Below are 15,744 nucleotides of genomic sequence, written 5' to 3' on the forward strand. Positions count from 1 at the left end.
CACCCTTCTGATTACAGGGGGTAGCTCTCTCCCGGCTAGGTACGTCGTGTATACATGACACGTATACACGGAAGGCCTAGTTGAGCCTCGCCGGAAGCTTCATGAGAGAGGACGACGCAATGTCGGTGTCCCACACACTGCTGGGACTGCTCGAACCCGGCCCGCGCCATGGTTACGACCTGAAACGGGCCTACGACGAGCAGTTCGGGCAGAGTAAACCCCTCGCCTACGGGCAGGTGTATTCCACCCTGTCGCGGCTGTTGCGCAACGGCATGGTCGAGGTCGCGGGCGTGGAACAGGGCGAAGGCCCGGAGCGCAAGCGGTACACGATCACCGACGCGGGCATCACCGACATCGAGACGTGGCTGTCGACGCCGGAGAGCCCCGAGCCGTACCTGCAGAACACGCTGTACACCAAGGTCGTACTGGCACTGCTCTCCGGTCGTAGGGCCGGTGACGTGCTCGACGCGCAGCGCGCCGAGCACCTGAGTCTCATGCGAAAGCTGACTCGCCGGAAGAACGAGGGCGACCTCGCCGACCGGCTCATCTGTGATCACGCACTGTTCCATCTGGAGGCCGACCTGCGGTGGCTGGAACTGACCACCGCCAGGTTGGACGAACTAGCAAAGGCGGTTGTTCATGACTGAGGCACTACTGACCGCGACCGCCCTGACGAAGGCGTTCGGACCGACCGTTGCGTTGCGGGAGGCCGATGCCGTCGTGTCTCGGGGTGAGGTGCTGGCGGTGATGGGTCCGTCCGGGTCGGGGAAGTCGACCTTGCTGCACTGTCTGGCTGGGATCGTGCGGCCTGATTCGGGCGCGATCGGTTACGCGGGCAGGGATCTGCTGGGCATGTCCGACAGGGAACGCAGCGAGTTGCGGCGTACGGAGTTCGGGTTCGTGTTCCAGTTCGGGCAGCTGGTTCCGGAGCTGACCTGCTTGGAGAACGTCGCCCTTCCACTGCGCCTGTCCGGCATGAAGCGCAAGCCCGCGGAGAGCAAGGCCGTTGAGTGGCTGGACCGGCTCGAAGTCGGCGACGTGCGGGACAAGCGGCCGGGAGACGCATCCGGCGGTCAGGGGCAGCGCGTCGCAGTGGCTCGTGCGCTCGTGACCGGGCCTCGGGTCGTGTTCGCCGATGAGCCGACCGGTGCGCTCGACTCGCTCAACGGGGAGAAGGTGATGCAGCTGCTGACGACCGCGGCCAGGGACACCGATGCCGCGGTGGTGTTGGTGACGCACGAGGCCAGGGTCGCCGCGTACTCCGACCGGGAGATTGTCGTTCGCGACGGCAGGGTGAGTGAACATGAGTGGGTCGCATGAGCCGGTCGCGTAAGTCGGCCGCCGGGCGCGGAAACCTCTTCGCGGACCTCGCACTGGGTCTCCGGCTGGCTGTCGGGGGCGGCCGGATCTCTGGTGCGATGCTGCTGCGGCTTGGGATGACCACGATCGGCATCGCGTTGGCGGTGGCGGTGCTGCTTCCCGCGGCGTCGGTAAGCAATGTGGTGAGCGAACGCGAGGCCCGCACAGCCGCGGTCCAGGCCGATGTCGCACCACGCTCCGATGTCGACCCACTGCTCGAGACGCCCTGGCAGATCCAGTTCCGGGACGACTACATCATGGCGAACGGTGTGGCCGCGTCCGGTCCGAATGCTCCGGTGCCGCCAGGGCTGGACCGCGTCCCCGACCCCGGCGAGATGTTCGTCTCGCCCGCGGTGTCGGAGTTGCTGGCGTCGCCGGACGGCGAGGGGCTTCGAGCCAGGCTGCCGGCGACGGAGGTCGGCGTCATCGGGAAGGCCGGCCTCGTCGATGCCGATGACCTGATCGTCTATACCGGTTATCCGGTGGAGCGTTTGACGGCCGTAGAGGGAGTCGGTGAGGTGTACGGGTACGGCGCGGCCGAAGCGTCGTTCGGGCTGAGTGGTGCCACTCTCCTGACCGTCATCCCGATCGTCTCGGTGTTGCTGCTGCCGTTGTTGATCTTTGTCACCACTGCATCCAGGATGGGTGCGGCACAGCGGGACCGTCGGTTGGCCGCACTGCGGCTGATCGGCGTTGACGCCCGCCGGATCCGCCGCATCGCCGCGGCCGAGTCCTTGCTGGGAGCCGTCGCGGGTCTGTTGGTGGGCGGGCTCCTGTTCCTGCTGCTCCGGCCGTTGATCGGCAACCTGGACGTGTTCGGAATCGGGCTTTTCGGTGAGGACTTCGTCCCGTCGCCCGGGATGCTGTTGTTCATCGTGCTGCTCGTGCCCGCCCTGGCTGTCGGTGCGGCGATGTTCGGTCTGCGCAGGACGATCGTGGAACCGCTCGGGGTGGTCCGGCACAGCAAACCGACACGGCGGCGGATGTGGTGGCGCTGGTTGGTCGTCGGTACTGGTGCGCTGATGACACTGAGCACTCTCTTCGCCGAGCGGGGGACAAATGGTGAGGGCATCGCCTACCTGCTCACGGCGGGCAGTGTCCTGGTGTTGATCGGAATCGCGGTGGTGTTGCCCTGGGCGGTGGAGAAGCTCGCCAGGGCCCTGCACGGCGGACCCCCGTCGTGGCAGTTCGCCATTCGTCGGCTGCAACTTGACAGCGGGACGGCAAGTCGGGTGGTCTCCGGACTCGTCGTGGTACTGGCCGGCACCATCCTGATCCAGGTGATTATCGGTTCGGCCGAGGCCCGTGCGACGCCGCAGACCGTGACGAACCTGCCTTCCGTGGCGCCGGTCGAGGTGACGACACAGCCGGAGCACCTGGGAGAGGTCCAGCAGCGGCTGGAAGGGGTGGAAGGCGTAGACGGTGTATTCCCGATTCAGCGCGCCTACCTCATGAGCGATTCGGCCAGCGGTAGAGGTGCGATGCAGGTGGAGATCGCTGATTGTGCCGCGCTGAGGGTACGGGCCGAGATCGGTCCCTGCACCGACGGAGATGTCTTCGCGGTCGAATCCGCCGTTGCCGGCTCCGGGTCCTGGCAGGAAGACCGTGGGATCCGCTCCGGCCAGGTGTATTTCGAGTCGATCGAGGAAAATGGTTCCGTGTCCAGGATCCCGTGGACGTTCCCGGAGTCGGTGGTCACCGTTCCGGCGGAGAAGTCGATGGGCTACTACTCCAGCACGTTCCTGGTGACCCCTGGCGCCCTGGATGACATCACACCACCGGACCTGTTGGGGACGGTCTACGTCAGCGGTTCGGGAAGCCCTGAGGCCCTCTCCGACAGGGTAGCGGCGGCGGTCGCTCCCTTGGCCTGGGAGGCAACCGTCTGGACCAACGAAACGCCGTCCCTCGCCAGGCAGGGTGACGAGGAGCTCGCGATGTTCCGCAGCATCCTGTTGGGCGCCTCGCTGTTCGTCCTCGCCGTGGCGGCGATGAGCCTGCTGATGCTGTCGGTGGAGCAGATCACCGAACGGCGGCGAGCACTGGCCGCGCTGTCCGCGTCCGGCGTGCCGATCTCGGTGCTGGCCAAGGCGTCGTTGTGGCAGACGGCGGTGCCCGTGCTGGTCGGCGTCACACTGGCGGTGGTGTCCGGGATCGCCCTCACCGCGCCGATTCTGCGACTCGCCGAAGTGTCCATGGTGCTCGACGCCGGTCTGATCGCTGTCCTGTCCGCGGCGGCGGTGGGCGCGGTCCTGCTGGTGACCCTGCTGACCATGCCCTTGCTGCGGCAGGTGACGAAGCTGGACGGCCTCCGCGCCGAGTAGGAACCGGACTGGTTGAGACGGAATTGGAACACACCCATCCAACCGGCCGTCGTGGCCGATCGGATGGGGTGTTCTGCCTTGCCCGCCGCCCTGCCCTCGGCTGTTCGGTCAGGAGTGGCTCGGCAATCTTCGCAAGAGAGGACGATGTGATGTCGGTGTCCGGCACTTTGCTGGGACTGCTCGAACTCGGCGCCCGCCGTGGTTACGACATGAAACGCGAGCGGGTCGCATGAGCCGCGGGAACAAATCGCCCGGCTGGGGCGGAAATCTGTTAGCGGATCTCGCATTGGGGCTCCGGCTGGCTGTCGGGGGTGGCCGGGTCTCCGGTGCGATGTTGCTGCGGCTGGGCATGACCACGATCGGCATCGCGGTCGCGGTCGCCGTGCTGCTCCCCGCTGCCTCGGTAAGCAATGTGGTGCACGAACGCGAGGCACGATCGGCCGCGAACGAGCCGGTCTACACCCCGCGCGCGGGGTGGATCCGCTCTACAGCAGATCTACGTACATCCACTTCCGGGGCGAGAGCATCGCCGGGAACTCGGTGGCTGCTTCCGGGCCCGACTCCCCGATCCCGCCGGGGGTGGAGCGTCTTCCGGAGCCCGGTGAGCTGATCGTCTCGCCCGCGATCGAGGACCTGCTGGCGTCGCCGGACGGCGACGGGCTCCGGGCCTGGCTGCCGGGGGAGATCGTCGGAACCATCGGCAAGGCGGGGCTGGTCGATGCGGACGACCTCGTCGTCTACACCGGATTCACGGCCGGCCAGGCGAATCCAGCGGAGGCAGGTGAACAGATATACGGCTACGGCGGTGCCACCGACGGGTTCGCCGTCGGGGCGAGCACGTTGCTGTTCGTCGTGCCGATCGCGGCTGTGCTGCTGTTGCCGCTGCTGATCTTCGTCACGACAGCGTCCAGGATGGGCGCTGCCCAGCGTGAGCGCAGGCTTGCCGCGCTGCGACTGATCGGTGTGGACGCGCGGCGGATCCGGCGGATCGCGGCGGCCGAATCCCTGCTCGGCGCCTTCGCGGGTCTGCTTGTGGGGGCCGGCCTGTTCCTGCTGCTGCGCCCGTTGCTCAGCGCCACCGAACTGTTCGGGATCCGGCTGTTCGGCGAGGATTTCGTGCCGTCCCCTTCGTTGCTGGTGCTCATCGTGTTGCTCGTGCCGGGCCTGGCCGTCGGAGCGGCGATGTTCGGCCTGCGCAGGACGATCGTGGAACCGCTCGGCATGGTGCGGCACAGCAAGCCGGTCCGCCGACGCATGTGGTGGCGCTGGGCGGTCGTCGGTGTCGGCGCGGTGCTGATGCTCAGCACGCTGTTCGCCGAAGTCGGGTCGGGGAGCGAGGGTGTCGCGGTCGTCCTCACCGCGGGCAGCGTCCTGGTGCTGATCGGTATCGCCGTGGTGTTGCCATGGGCGGTGGAGAAGCTGGCCGGTGCGCTGCGCGGTGGGCCGCCATCCTGGCAGTTCGCCATCCGGCGGCTGCAGCTCGACAGCGGTACCGCGAGCCGGGTTGTTTCCGGTCTCGTGGTGGTGCTGGCCGGAACGATTCTGATCCAGGTCCTGGTCGCGTCCGTCGAATCTCGTTCTGGCTCCAGTGACCGGGTCACCATCCCGGAGGCCGCCCCGGTCGAGGTCTCGGTCGAATCCGAGCGGATGCAGGAGGTGCGGCAGCGGCTCGCCGGGGTCGAAGGCGTGGACGCGGTGTATCCGATTCGAACTGCCTCCGCCTCCCGAAGCGGCCAGTCGGTCACCTCGTTCGTGCAGGTGGAGATCGGTGACTGTGCCGCGCTCGCGGTTCGGGCCAGAATCGGCTCGTGCACCGACGGCGACGCATTCCTGGTCGGTAATCACTCCGGCTCGAATCGAGGGAAGGACGGGTCGGAGCCCGGCTCGGTCGAGTTCAACACCTTCGACGAGAACGGTGAGCACCAATCCGGAGAGGCCTGGGAGCTGCCTGGCTCGCTCCGGTACGTGCCGGCGGAGCAGTCGGTCGGGTTCTACACGGAAACCTTGCTGGTGACTCCAGGGGTGATCGGGGCCGTCCAGCTGCCAAACGACTACGTGTCGCTGTTCGTCTCCGGAAGCGGTACCGTCGATGAACTGGCCGACCGCGTGGCCGCCGCGGGTGACACTCTCTCGTGGAGCGCCTCGATCTCGTCGAACTCCATGAAGCAGTACATCGCGCAGACGGATCGTCAGGTGGAGATGTTCCGCAACATCCTGCTGGGCGCTTCGCTGTTCGTCCTCGCCGTGGCGGCGTTGAGCCTGCTGATGTTGTCCGTGGAGCAGATCACCGAACGAAGGCGGCCGCTTGCCGCGCTTTCGGCGGCCGGGGTGCCGATTTCGGTGCTGGCCAAGGCGTCGTTGTGGCAGACGGCGGTGCCCGTGCTGGTCGGTGTCGGGCTGGCGGTGGGAGCGGGAATCGGCCTGACAGCCCCGATTCTGCGGCTCGCCGACCTGCCCATGGCGCTCGACGCCGGCATGATCGCGACGCTGGCCGCGACGGCGGTCGGTGCGGTGCTCGTGGTGTCCGTGCTGACGCTTCCCCTGCTGCGTCAGGTGACCAGGCTGGACGGTCTGCGCGCGGAGTAGCCCGTTCGCGCCGCAGCCCCGGCAGGCACAGCGCCGGCCGGGGCTGTGCCCCGACGAGATGGAACCGCAACGTGCCCACTCGATCGGGTGGCGTGACGATTGGCTGGCTGCGGCGTTGTTCACGGTAGGACAACAGCGCGCGGCCACGTGCGGCTGGGATCTCCCTGGAGGTGCGATGCGGACCGGCCCTGCCGTCCTGACGGCGTTGGCGCTGGTCGGCGGGCTGCTGCTCGCCCCAGCGGCGGGCACTGTGGGGGCGCAGGACCGGCCGCCCACAGACCAAGGGGATCCCAGGGTCGAGGCCGGTGTCGCGCCGGGGGCGGGGGTGCCCGATCCACGCCCCGGTGAGGCGTTCGCCGACCCCGCTGTCGCGGACCTGCAGCGCACGGCGTCGGAGGTGCAGGCCGAGCTCGGGGACCTCGCCGGTCGCGTGCGTGCCGCGCAGGACGAGGTGAACACCGCCTCGGCCGTGCTGCGGCGGGCGCGGGCCGAGCGGGCCGAGGCCGAGGCGGCTGTCGCCGCCCAGCAGCAGGAGGTCGACGAGTTCTCCAGGTCGGTGTTCACCGCGATGGGCAGGCCGGAGGAGATCCGGTTGCTGCTCACCGTGACCAATCCCAAGGACCTGCTCGACGGGAGCACCATGATCGAGCAGCTGCGGCGCGGGCAGGACGACCGGCTGGGACAGGCACTGCGGCGGCACAGGGCCGCGGTGACGGCTGAGGAGGCGGCCGCCGGTGTCGAACGGACCGCCGCCGAGCGGGCTGCCGAACTGGAGCGGCGGCAGGGCGATGCCACCAATCGGGCCGACGCCATCTCCTCGGAGCTGCGCGGACCGATCGACGCCGCCAACGCCGCGGTGGTGGCGCAGCAACGGGCGCAGCGGGAACGGAACGCGGAGACCGCGGCCAACTGGAAGGCGTACACCGACAAGCTGGCCGCGGCGGGAATCACCCCGCCGCCCGCCGCGGCGATGCGTGACCCAAGCGCGCTGCCGCCTGGGCTGGCCACACTGCCAGGCGATGGCGGTGGGCCGCAGGCGGGGGTGGCACAGAAGAGTGTGGACGGCACACGGCTGTTGGTGCTGCCGAAGGAGACGATCGAGGCGGTGAGTGCCGCGGTGGCTGCGCTCGGCAGGCCGTTCGTGCCGGGCAAGGGTGGCCAGGGGCCCACCGCGTACTCCTGTGACGGCCTTGTCCGCTCGGTCTTCGCCGGAGCGGGACTGGACGTGCCGGGGTCGGCGAAGAAGCAGTTCGCCCGGTCCGCGCCGGTGAAAGCCGCCGATGCCCAGCCGGGTGACCTCGTTTTCGTCGGCCCGGCCAGATACGGCGTGCAGTCGGTCGGCATCGTCCTGGACGAGAAGACGATGCTCGCCGCCGACGCGCGGCTGGCCGGAGTGGTCGTTGCGGACATGCCATCCGGTGAGAGCCTGCTCGGGTTCGCCAGACCGGCGCTGGGTCCCCGGCAGGCACGACCCGCTCCCCGGCGGGCGGAGGGGGAGCTGAACTGGCGTTGTGGCGGCGTGCAGCTGCCCGCTCGCCCTGGCGGGGGCGCAGCCGGTGGTCAGGCGGCCGGAGCCTGGGGCGGCTATCCGAACGGACTCATCCCCACGGCCGCGTTGTGTCCCATCGGCGTCGGGGCGCACGTGCTGCGCTGTGACGCGGCGCAGCTGTTCCAGGCGATGTCCAAGGCGTTCGCGGCGGCCTTCGGCAGGCCGTTGTGCGTCACCGATTCCTACCGGACTTTCGACGGACAGGTCGACCTCTACCGGCGCAAGCCGTCACTGGCCGCGGTGCCCGGCACGAGCAACCACGGGTGGGGCCTCGCGCTGGACATGTGCGGGGGTGTCGAGTCATTCGCCAGGCCAGAGCACGCATGGATGGCCGCGAACTCGCATGCGTTCGGCTGGGTGCATCCCGGTTGGGCCAGGCAGGGCGGTGGCCGCGAGGAGCCGTGGCACTGGGAGTTCACCGGCGGCTAGCGTTGCGCAACAGCTCCTAACGATCGGTGTGCAGTTGGTGCACATCTGGGGCGCCGGACAGTTGCCTGCTGTGGGCGAGAAGCGTGGGGTAGTCAGTCGCGATGCCTTGCAGCAGGGTTTCCACGGTGCGTTCGATCTGGGCGTCGGTGATGGGCGCGTGGCCGAACAGGGCGCGGTAGTGGACCAGCGAACCGAGCAGGTCGAGCGTGAGTTCGAGGTCGACGTCCGCCCGCAGGTCGCCGCGGGAGATGGCGTGGGTGAGGGTCTGCTTCACCGCGGCCCGGGGTGGGTCGAACAGGGTGGTCATGAAGTCCGCGCGTAGTTCGGTGTCGGCGGCGCAGTCGGCGAGCAGCGGGCCGAGCACGTCGGGGGGCATCCGGCGGAAAGCAGCCACGAAGACGCTGATGCACTCGTCGAGATCGCACAACGTGCAGCCCGTGTTCGGCACCGGCGTCTCGCCGAGGCGGCGGGCGAGCGCGGCCAGTACGAGACGTTGCCGGGTGGGCCAGCGCCGGTAGATCGCCGGCTTCGTCGTGGCGGCTCGGCGCGCCACCTCCTCCAGCGTGAACCGGCCGTAACCCGACTGGTCCAGCACGGCGAGGGTCGCGTCGAGTACCGCCAGATCGATCTGGCTGTCCCGCGGCCTGCCTGCCCGGGCGAGCGGCTCAGCGGTCCGGCGAGGGGATTGCATGGACGACATCCTACCCATTACGTTACGATCCGCATCGTAACGTAATAATGAACCGCTCTTTGAAGGAGATTCACATGTCGTCGAACGGTTCGCCGGGCTCCGGTGCGCGCGCCGGAGCCCGGGAGTGGGCGGGGCTGGCGGTGCTCGCGCTGCCGACCTTGCTCCTCTCGCTGGACGTCAGCGTGCTCTTTCTCGCGCTCCCGCACCTGAGTGCCGATCTGGGGGCCAGTCCCACCCAGTCCTTGTGGATCATGGACATCTACGGCTTCATGATCGCCGGCTTCCTGGTCACGATGGGCACGATCGGCGACCGGATCGGCCGGCGCAGGCTCTTGCTGATCGGCGCGGCGGCCTTCGGGATCGCCTCGGTGCTCGCCGCCTACTCGGGCAGCGCGGAAACCCTCATCGTCACCAGGGCCGTGCTCGGTATCGCAGGCGCCACGCTCATGCCTTCCGCGCTGGCTTTGATCAGCAACATGTTCGTCGACCTCCGGCAGCGCGGTTTCGCCATCGCCGTCTTCGTCAGTTGCTTCATGGGTGGCGCGGCGCTCGGCCCGATGTTCGGCGGTCTGCTGCTGGAACGGTTCTGGTGGGGTTCGGTGTTTCTGCTCGGCGTGCCGGTGATGGTGTTGTTGCTGGTCACCGCGCCGTTGTTGCTGCCGGAGCACCGGGATCCCGGCGCGGGCCGCGTCGACCTCGTGAGTGTCCTCCTCTCGCTGCTCGCGCTCCTGCCGGTCATCTACGGGCTCAAGGACCTGGCAGCCGAAGGGGCGAGCACGACGGCTGTGCTGAGCGTCGCGGCGGGTGTGGCGTTCGGAACCGCGTTCGTGCGGCGGCAACGCAGGTTGACATACCCGCTGCTCGACCTGCGGTTGTTCGGCAATCGCGCCTTCAGCGTCGTGCTGGGGATTCTGCTGCTCGGCATGGTCCTGCAGGGCGGGATCTACCTGCTTGCCAGCCAGTATCTGCAGTTGGTCGAGGGCAATTCGCCGCAGACGTCGGGGTTGCTGCTGGTGTCGCCGGCACTGGCGTTGGTCGCCGGTTCACTGCTTGCCCCGATTTTCGCGCGACGGTTGGGGTCCGGTGTCGTCATCGCCGCCGGGCTCGCGGTGTCCGTTGTCGGCTTCGGTCTGCTCACACAGGTCGAACCCGCTACGGGGCCGCTCGTGCTGATCATCGGAACGACGGTCGGCTTCTTCGGTGCCGCTCCGATCGGGGCACTCGGTATCGACCTGATCGTCGGGGTCGCGCCGCCGGCGAAGTCCGGGTCCGCATCGGCCGTCGCGGAGACCAGCGGCGAACTCGGGATAGCACTGGGCGTCGCGACCCTCGGCAGCGTGGGAACCGCGGTGTACAGTGCGCGGTTCGCCGCGACCGTTCCCCCGGCGGTTCCCGCCGACGAAGCCGGAGCCGCCGGTGGCTCCCTCGCCGACGCGGTGGGGGTCGCGGAGGACCTGCCTGCCGATCTCGCCGCCGACCTGACCGCGGCCGCCAGATCGGCGTTCGCCGAGGGGCTGAACCTGGCGGGAGGTATCGGCGCCGTGCTCAGCCTCGGCCTCGCTGTCCTTGCGGTGACCATGCTGCGACATCCGCGCCCCGGTGCTGAGAACGCCGGCCGAACGGGGGAGCACGGGGAGGTCGCGCCGATGGTCGAGCAGGACTGAAGCCGGTCGGCTTCCCCTGGTTCCCGCGCAAGACTGTCGGTGGTCCTTCCTATCGTGCGAATCGAGGCTGTACCAGAGGCGACCGAACCGGAGAAATCGAGGAGCAACGATGGACGACACGATGATCGTCGACTGCGATCGGTGCCAGGTCAGGGGGAACGCCTGCTCCGACTGTGTGATCAGTGTGCTGCTGGGCGCGCCGCCAGAGGTGGAGTGGGACGATGATGAGCAGCGGGCGGTGGACGCGCTCGTGGACGGCGGGATGGTGCCCAGGCTGCGCCTCGTGCCCACCGGCGGGAGCGCGCTGGCTACCGCTGATCGGGTAATCCGACGTGCCGGGTGACACTCTGCGCATGCTTTGCGCTGAGCGGTCCATCCGATCAGGCGAACGGTCAATCCCGTTGTTGACCTGCGTTGTTACCGCACTCACACGCTGCGATTAGCTGCTGGTCCAATGGTGGTAGGGCTGCTTCTGAGCGGAATTTGCTCGGGGGCCGGTGGACGTGAGCCGTTCTGTTTCGTAACCTAGCCGAGATCTCGCGCCAGGCAGCCGTCACACAGGGATGGCGACGCGAGGTTGCCACCGAAACAGCTTTGTCGGGGAGCTGTGCCGGACCGCCACGTGCTTCCAGGTGACGTACCGCGTAGCTGCGGTACCGCTTGCCCGGGAAACGGTGGTGGTGTCGTGGCCGTGCCGGGTGTTGTGTCCGCCCGGGCGACCAGGCCGAGACGAGGGCCCCCGACCTCGTCCGGCGCGACTCGCGGTAGGTGGCCGAGAGCGAAGGAGACACACGCGACGTGCGGTCGCATCCAGTCAAACGTGTGGTGTCAGGTGCTTTGGCGGCAACAGCCGTAATCGCGGCCGTGAGCGTCGCCCAGACCCCAGCCACCGCCACTCCATCCCCCGCCCCCCAGCAACCCCCGAGTGACTCCTCTGACGCCCTCAAGCAGTACCGCGAGCTGGCCGCAGAGGCAGAGAAGCTGAACGAGGACTACCTCAAGGCGAAGGACGACCTCGCCGCTCGGCAGGCCGAGCTGAAGACAGCCAACGCCGATCTGACCGGTGCCGAGAAGGCACAGGCTGATGCGGCCGAGGACGAGGAGCGTTTCCGGACCGAGGTCGACCGGTTCGCCGGCGCCTCCTTCACCAGCGGTGCCCACCTCAACAAGCTGTCGGCGCTGCTGACCGGACGTTCTGCCCAGGACTTCCTGGACCGTTCCTCCGCGCTGGACCTGCTTGCCGCGGACAAGAACGCCGCGCTGAGCAACCTCACCAAGGCAGTCGACGAGGCCGGTGCGGCCGAGCGTCAGGCAGCCGACGCCCAGGCTCGTGCGCAGGCCGCCAAGGAAGAAGCGGCCAAGCTGACCGCGGACATCGAGGCGCAGAAGGCTTCACTCGACGAGCAGATCGAGGAGCTGAAGGAAACCAGCGAACTGCTGTCCGCGGCCGACCGTGAGGCGCAGAGCAACACCGGCGGCCCGATCCCGACCGTCAAGGCGCCGGGGCCGGCCGCTCAGGCCGCCGTGGACGCCGCGCTGAGCAAGATGGGCAGCTCCTACGTGTGGGGCGCCACCGGGCCCAGCACGTTTGACTGCTCCGGGCTGACGTCATGGGCCTACAGCCAGGCAGGGGTCTCCATCCCACGCTCCAGCCGGGCCCAGTCCACCTTCGGCCAGGCGGTCTCCCGGGACCAGCTGCAGCCGGGTGACCTGGTGTTCTTCTACTCCCCGGTGTCGCACGTCGGCATCTACATCGGTAACAACCAGATGGTGCACGCGCCGACCTCCGGCGACGTCGTCAAGATCTCGCCGCTGCAGAACCAGTACAGCGGAGCCCGCAGGGTCGCCTGACAGGGCTGCCCCGAGGACTTCTCCGGCCGAGCCCGGGTGGTCGCCGACACCGGCGGCCACCCGGGCTCGCGTCTTTCCCACCCTCGGCCGGTAGCCTCAGCGACGTGCTGCGGACCCTGCTGGTGACCAACGACTTCCCACCCCGACCCGGTGGGATCCAGAACTACCTGAACTCGCTGGCGCACCGCGTGCCCGCCGACGACCTCGTGGTCTACGCGCCGTCCTGGGAGTCCGCATCCGGTACGCACCGCGAGTTCGACGCCAACGCACCCTTCGAGGTGGTGCGGCACCCGACACCGTTGATGCTGCCGACCCCTGGGGTGCTGCGCAGGGCCAGGAGCATCATGCGGGCGCGAGAGTGCGAGGCCGTCTGGTTCGGCGCCGCGGCACCGCTCGCGCTCCTCGGACGTGCACTGCGCGAGGAGGGCGCCCGCCGCATCGTGTCCTGTACCCATGGCCACGAGGTGGGCTGGTCGATGCTGCCCGCAGCGCGTCAGGCGCTGCGTCGGATCGGCGAGACCAGCGATGTGGTGACCTACGTCAGCAAGTACACGCGGTCCCGCTTCGCCGCCGCGTTCGGCCCCATGGCCGGCTTCGAACACCTGCCTTCCGGGGTCGACCCCGAGCTGTTCCGGCCGGACCAGGCGGGCCGGGAGGAACTGCGCAGGAGATACGGCCTCTCGGACCGGCCCACGGTCGTGTGCGTGTCCAGGCTCGTCCCGCGCAAGGGCCAGGACATGCTGGTGCGGGCACTGCCGCTGCTCCGGGAGCGGGTGCCGGATGCGGCATTGCTGCTCGTCGGTGGCGGCCCGTACCGCAGGCGGTTGACGGAGCTGGCGCGCGAGCACGGCGTTGCCGAGCACGTCGTGTTCACCGGTTCGGTGCCATGGGAGGAACTGCCCGCGCACTACGCCGCCGGTGACGTCTTCGCGATGCCGGCCAGGACCAGGGGCAAGGGCCTCGACGTCGAGGGTCTCGGCATCGTGTATCTCGAGGCCTCGGCCTGCGGTCTGCCGGTGGTGGCGGGCAAGTCCGGTGGAGCTCCGGAGACCGTGCTGGACGAGGTGACCGGACACGTGGTGGACGGGCGCAGGCTCGATCAGCTGGTCGACACCCTGTCGCCGCTGCTTGCCGACCCCGTCCGGGCGCACCGGATGGGCGAGGCGGGCCGGGAGTGGGTGTCCCGCCACTGGCGATGGGACGTGCTCGCGGGCTCCCTGTCCACGATGCTGAGCGGCGATCCCGTCGCCACGGGGCACTAGTGCCCCCGCTCCAGCAACGCCGGGTTGGTGGGGTGGTCCATCCGCACCACGACGTCGGCCAGTTCACCCGGCCGGACTTCGTGTTCGTAGCGTTCGTAGGTTCGTAGCGCCCACTGTGCCTCGCGGGGGATGCGGCGCCGCAGCGCGGCCGGTGACAACCACAGATGCACCGAGAGGTCGAACTCCAGCCCCCGGCCGAGCAGCAGTTCGCCGTCCAGCAGCAGGACCGACCCCGGGGCGAGGGCGGCCCTCGGCCGCCGCAGTGCGCGATCCCGCTCGGCGTCCCACAGCCCCGGCAGCACGGACCCGCTGCCGCCGTCCTGCAGCGGGGCGAGCAGTTCCCGGTGCAGTGCGCCGACGTCGAGCCAGTCCTCGTAGCGGACGTCCGGGTCGGTACGGCCTCGTTCCAGGCGCAGTGAGGCAGGGCGCAGGAAGTCCCGGGCCGAGACGCGCAGGACCTCCCTTCCCCGTACCCGCAGGGGATCGACCAGCGCGTCGGCCAGCGCGGCTGGGTCGCTAGCGTCATCGGCGCCGTCCACGGCCACTCTCGTCCAGCCGTTGCCCGGTCCGGCGGCGAGACGGTCCGCCAACTCGTCGACGAGCCGCTCCGGTGAGATCGGGCGATAGCGCATCACCCGATCCTGACGCACCGTCGCGGTGATCCACATCGAGGGCCTGCTCGCCGTTACGCCGGACGAGGGTCATCGTGGTGCGCGGGGCACCACTCGGCGTCGCGGTTCGTTGGCCGTGGACAGGGAACAGGACGAACAGGGGGAGGAACTTCGTGCGTGCCGTAGATCCGGTGGACGACGGTCAAGCCGTCGACGGACCGATTCGTCTCGACCTCGACTTCGTCCAGGATCCGCACACCGCGCTGGAGCTGATGCGAGCCGAGGGACCGGTTCGGCAGGCGATCATGCCGCGCGGACTGCGGGTCTGGCTCGTCACGGGGTACTCCGACGCACGATCGCTGCTCGCCGACCCCCGGCTGAGCAAGGACTACCGATCGGCGGGGACGCTTTTCGACAAGCACGTCACCGCCACGGGAGGAGCGTCGAGCGGTTTCACGCAGTCACTCGCCGCACACATGCTCAACTCCGACCCGCCGGACCACACGCGCCTGCGCAAGCTGGTGAACAAGGCATTCACCGCCCGGACGATCGCCCGGCTTCGCCCGCGCATCGAGGAGATCACCGCGGGTCTGCTCGACGACATGTCCGGCACGGTGGACCTGCTGGAGACGTTCGCGTTCCCGTTGCCGATCACGGTCATCTGCGAGCTGCTCGGGATCCCGGACGACGACAAGGAGGACTTTCGCCGCTGGTCCGGCACGCTGGTTTCCGCCTCGCCCGCCGAGGACGTCGAGCGGGCCTCCGGCGAGATGTCGAGCTACCTGCTCTCGCTGGTCGAGGCGAAGCGGGCGGCTCCCGGCGATGACCTGCTGTCCAGTCTCGTGCACGTCTCCGACGAGGGAGATCAGCTCTCCGAGGTCGAGCTGGTCTCGATGATCTTCCTGCTGCTGGTGGCAGGTCATGAGACGACGGTGAACCTGATCGGCAACGGTGTCCTCGCGCTGCTGCGCCATCCCGACCAGCTCGCCGCGCTGCGTGCCGACCCCTCGCTCGTGCCCAACGCCGTCGAGGAGTTCCTCCGGTACGAGGGGCCGGTGAACATCGCGACCCTGAGATTCACGGCGGAGCCGCTCCCGGTCGGGGACGTGACGATCCCGGAGGGAGAGTTCGTGATGATCTCCCTGCTCGCGGCCAACAGGGACAGCACCCGGTTCGCCGAGCCCGACCGGTTCGACGTGCGACGGCCCGCGGGCGGCCATCTCGCGTTCGGGCACGGCATCCACTTCTGTGTGGGCGCCCCGCTGGCCCGGCTCGAGGCCGACATCGCGGTGCGGCGGCTCCTGGAACGCTTCGCCGATCTCCGGCTGGCCGCCGAACCGGAATCGCTGCGGTGGCGCGACAGCACGCTGATGCGTGGACTGGAGACCCTGCCGGTGCGGGTGGGCTGACACCGGCCCGCC

General features: G+C 69.0%; 12 protein-coding genes. 10 read left to right on the forward strand and 2 right to left on the reverse strand.

The window, feature by feature from the left end; genetic code table 11:
• Positions 1-119: 119 nt before the first annotated feature.
• The 5 genes from BM199_RS16305 to BM199_RS16325 all read left to right on the forward strand — a co-directional run bounded on the left by BM199_RS16305 (position 120) and on the right by BM199_RS16325 (position 8,244).
• The gene (locus BM199_RS16305; RefSeq protein WP_091674089.1) at positions 120-647 is read left to right on the forward strand and encodes a PadR family transcriptional regulator; all 528 of its coding nucleotides are present in this window, start codon (positions 120-122) and stop codon (positions 645-647) included.
• Positions 640-1,320, forward strand: coding sequence for an ABC transporter ATP-binding protein (locus BM199_RS16310; protein WP_091674090.1), 681 nt, complete (start codon positions 640-642; stop codon positions 1,318-1,320). The genes BM199_RS16305 and BM199_RS16310 overlap by 8 nt, the downstream gene beginning before the upstream one ends.
• Positions 1,317-3,680, forward strand: a complete 2,364-nt coding sequence (locus BM199_RS16315; protein ID WP_091674091.1) for an FtsX-like permease family protein — start codon at positions 1,317-1,319, stop codon at positions 3,678-3,680. Before BM199_RS16310 ends, BM199_RS16315 begins: the two co-directional genes overlap by 4 nt.
• 540 nt (positions 3,681-4,220) lie before the next feature.
• Positions 4,221-6,266 (forward strand): FtsX-like permease family protein, encoded by a 2,046-nt coding sequence (locus BM199_RS16320; RefSeq protein WP_342741715.1) that lies wholly within the window; start codon positions 4,221-4,223, stop codon positions 6,264-6,266.
• Between the two features lie 175 nt (positions 6,267-6,441).
• Positions 6,442-8,244: a D-alanyl-D-alanine carboxypeptidase family protein gene (locus BM199_RS16325; RefSeq protein ID WP_091674092.1), complete on the forward strand. Its 1,803-nt coding sequence runs from the start codon at positions 6,442-6,444 to the stop codon at positions 8,242-8,244.
• A gap of 16 nt (positions 8,245-8,260) precedes the next feature.
• Here the strand turns inward: BM199_RS16325 and BM199_RS16330 are convergent, their stop codons facing one another.
• A complete protein-coding gene (locus tag BM199_RS16330; protein ID WP_091674093.1) occupies positions 8,261-8,935 on the reverse strand; it encodes a TetR/AcrR family transcriptional regulator in 675 nt (224 codons plus the stop codon).
• 74 nt (positions 8,936-9,009) lie between these two features.
• On the opposite strand from BM199_RS16330, the gene BM199_RS16335 reads away from it, so the two are divergent.
• From BM199_RS16335 to BM199_RS16350, 4 genes are all read left to right on the forward strand, one after another.
• On the forward strand, positions 9,010-10,599 hold the full coding sequence (locus BM199_RS16335; RefSeq protein WP_091674094.1) for an MFS transporter: 1,590 nt from the start codon (positions 9,010-9,012) through the stop codon (positions 10,597-10,599).
• A 109-nt stretch (positions 10,600-10,708) separates the two neighbouring features.
• On the forward strand, positions 10,709-10,942 hold the full coding sequence (locus BM199_RS16340) for a hypothetical protein (protein ID WP_091674095.1): 234 nt from the start codon (positions 10,709-10,711) through the stop codon (positions 10,940-10,942).
• Between the two features lie 455 nt (positions 10,943-11,397).
• Positions 11,398-12,450, forward strand: coding sequence for a C40 family peptidase (locus BM199_RS16345; protein WP_091674096.1), 1,053 nt, complete (start codon positions 11,398-11,400; stop codon positions 12,448-12,450).
• Positions 12,451-12,554: 104 nt separating this feature from the next.
• Positions 12,555-13,712 (forward strand): glycosyltransferase family 4 protein, encoded by a 1,158-nt coding sequence (locus BM199_RS16350; RefSeq protein ID WP_091674097.1) that lies wholly within the window; start codon positions 12,555-12,557, stop codon positions 13,710-13,712.
• Here BM199_RS16350 and BM199_RS16355 read toward each other — a convergent pair.
• Positions 13,709-14,344, reverse strand: a complete 636-nt coding sequence (locus BM199_RS16355; protein WP_091674253.1) for a nucleoside/nucleotide kinase family protein — start codon at positions 14,342-14,344, stop codon at positions 13,709-13,711. The genes BM199_RS16350 and BM199_RS16355 overlap by 4 nt on opposite strands.
• Before the next feature lie 152 nt (positions 14,345-14,496).
• Between BM199_RS16355 and BM199_RS16360 the strand changes: the two genes are divergently transcribed.
• Positions 14,497-15,732, forward strand: coding sequence for a cytochrome P450 family protein (locus BM199_RS16360; RefSeq protein ID WP_245788398.1), 1,236 nt, complete (start codon positions 14,497-14,499; stop codon positions 15,730-15,732).
• Positions 15,733-15,744 lie beyond the last annotated feature (12 nt).

The organism is Amycolatopsis marina, assembly GCF_900111885.1.
In the GTDB taxonomy this organism is placed as follows: domain Bacteria; phylum Actinomycetota; class Actinomycetes; order Mycobacteriales; family Pseudonocardiaceae; genus Amycolatopsis; species Amycolatopsis marina.

What these genes read in the sequence shown, in the direction of transcription:
- BM199_RS16305 (WP_091674089.1), top strand. Translation starts at nt 120, where the DNA reads ATGTCGGTGTCCCACACACTGCTGGGACTGCTCGAACCCGGCCCGCGC.
- BM199_RS16310 (WP_091674090.1), top strand. Translation starts at nt 640, where the DNA reads ATGACTGAGGCACTACTGACCGCGACCGCCCTGACGAAGGCGTTCGGA.
- BM199_RS16315 (WP_091674091.1), top strand. Translation starts at nt 1,317, where the DNA reads ATGAGCCGGTCGCGTAAGTCGGCCGCCGGGCGCGGAAACCTCTTCGCG.
- BM199_RS16325 (WP_091674092.1), top strand. Translation starts at nt 6,442, where the DNA reads ATGCGGACCGGCCCTGCCGTCCTGACGGCGTTGGCGCTGGTCGGCGGG.
- BM199_RS16330 (WP_091674093.1), bottom strand. Translation starts at nt 8,935, where the DNA reads ATGCAATCCCCTCGCCGGACCGCTGAGCCGCTCGCCCGGGCAGGCAGG.
- BM199_RS16335 (WP_091674094.1), top strand. Translation starts at nt 9,010, where the DNA reads ATGTCGTCGAACGGTTCGCCGGGCTCCGGTGCGCGCGCCGGAGCCCGG.
- BM199_RS16340 (WP_091674095.1), top strand. Translation starts at nt 10,709, where the DNA reads ATGGACGACACGATGATCGTCGACTGCGATCGGTGCCAGGTCAGGGGG.
- BM199_RS16355 (WP_091674253.1), bottom strand. Translation starts at nt 14,344, where the DNA reads ATGCGCTATCGCCCGATCTCACCGGAGCGGCTCGTCGACGAGTTGGCG.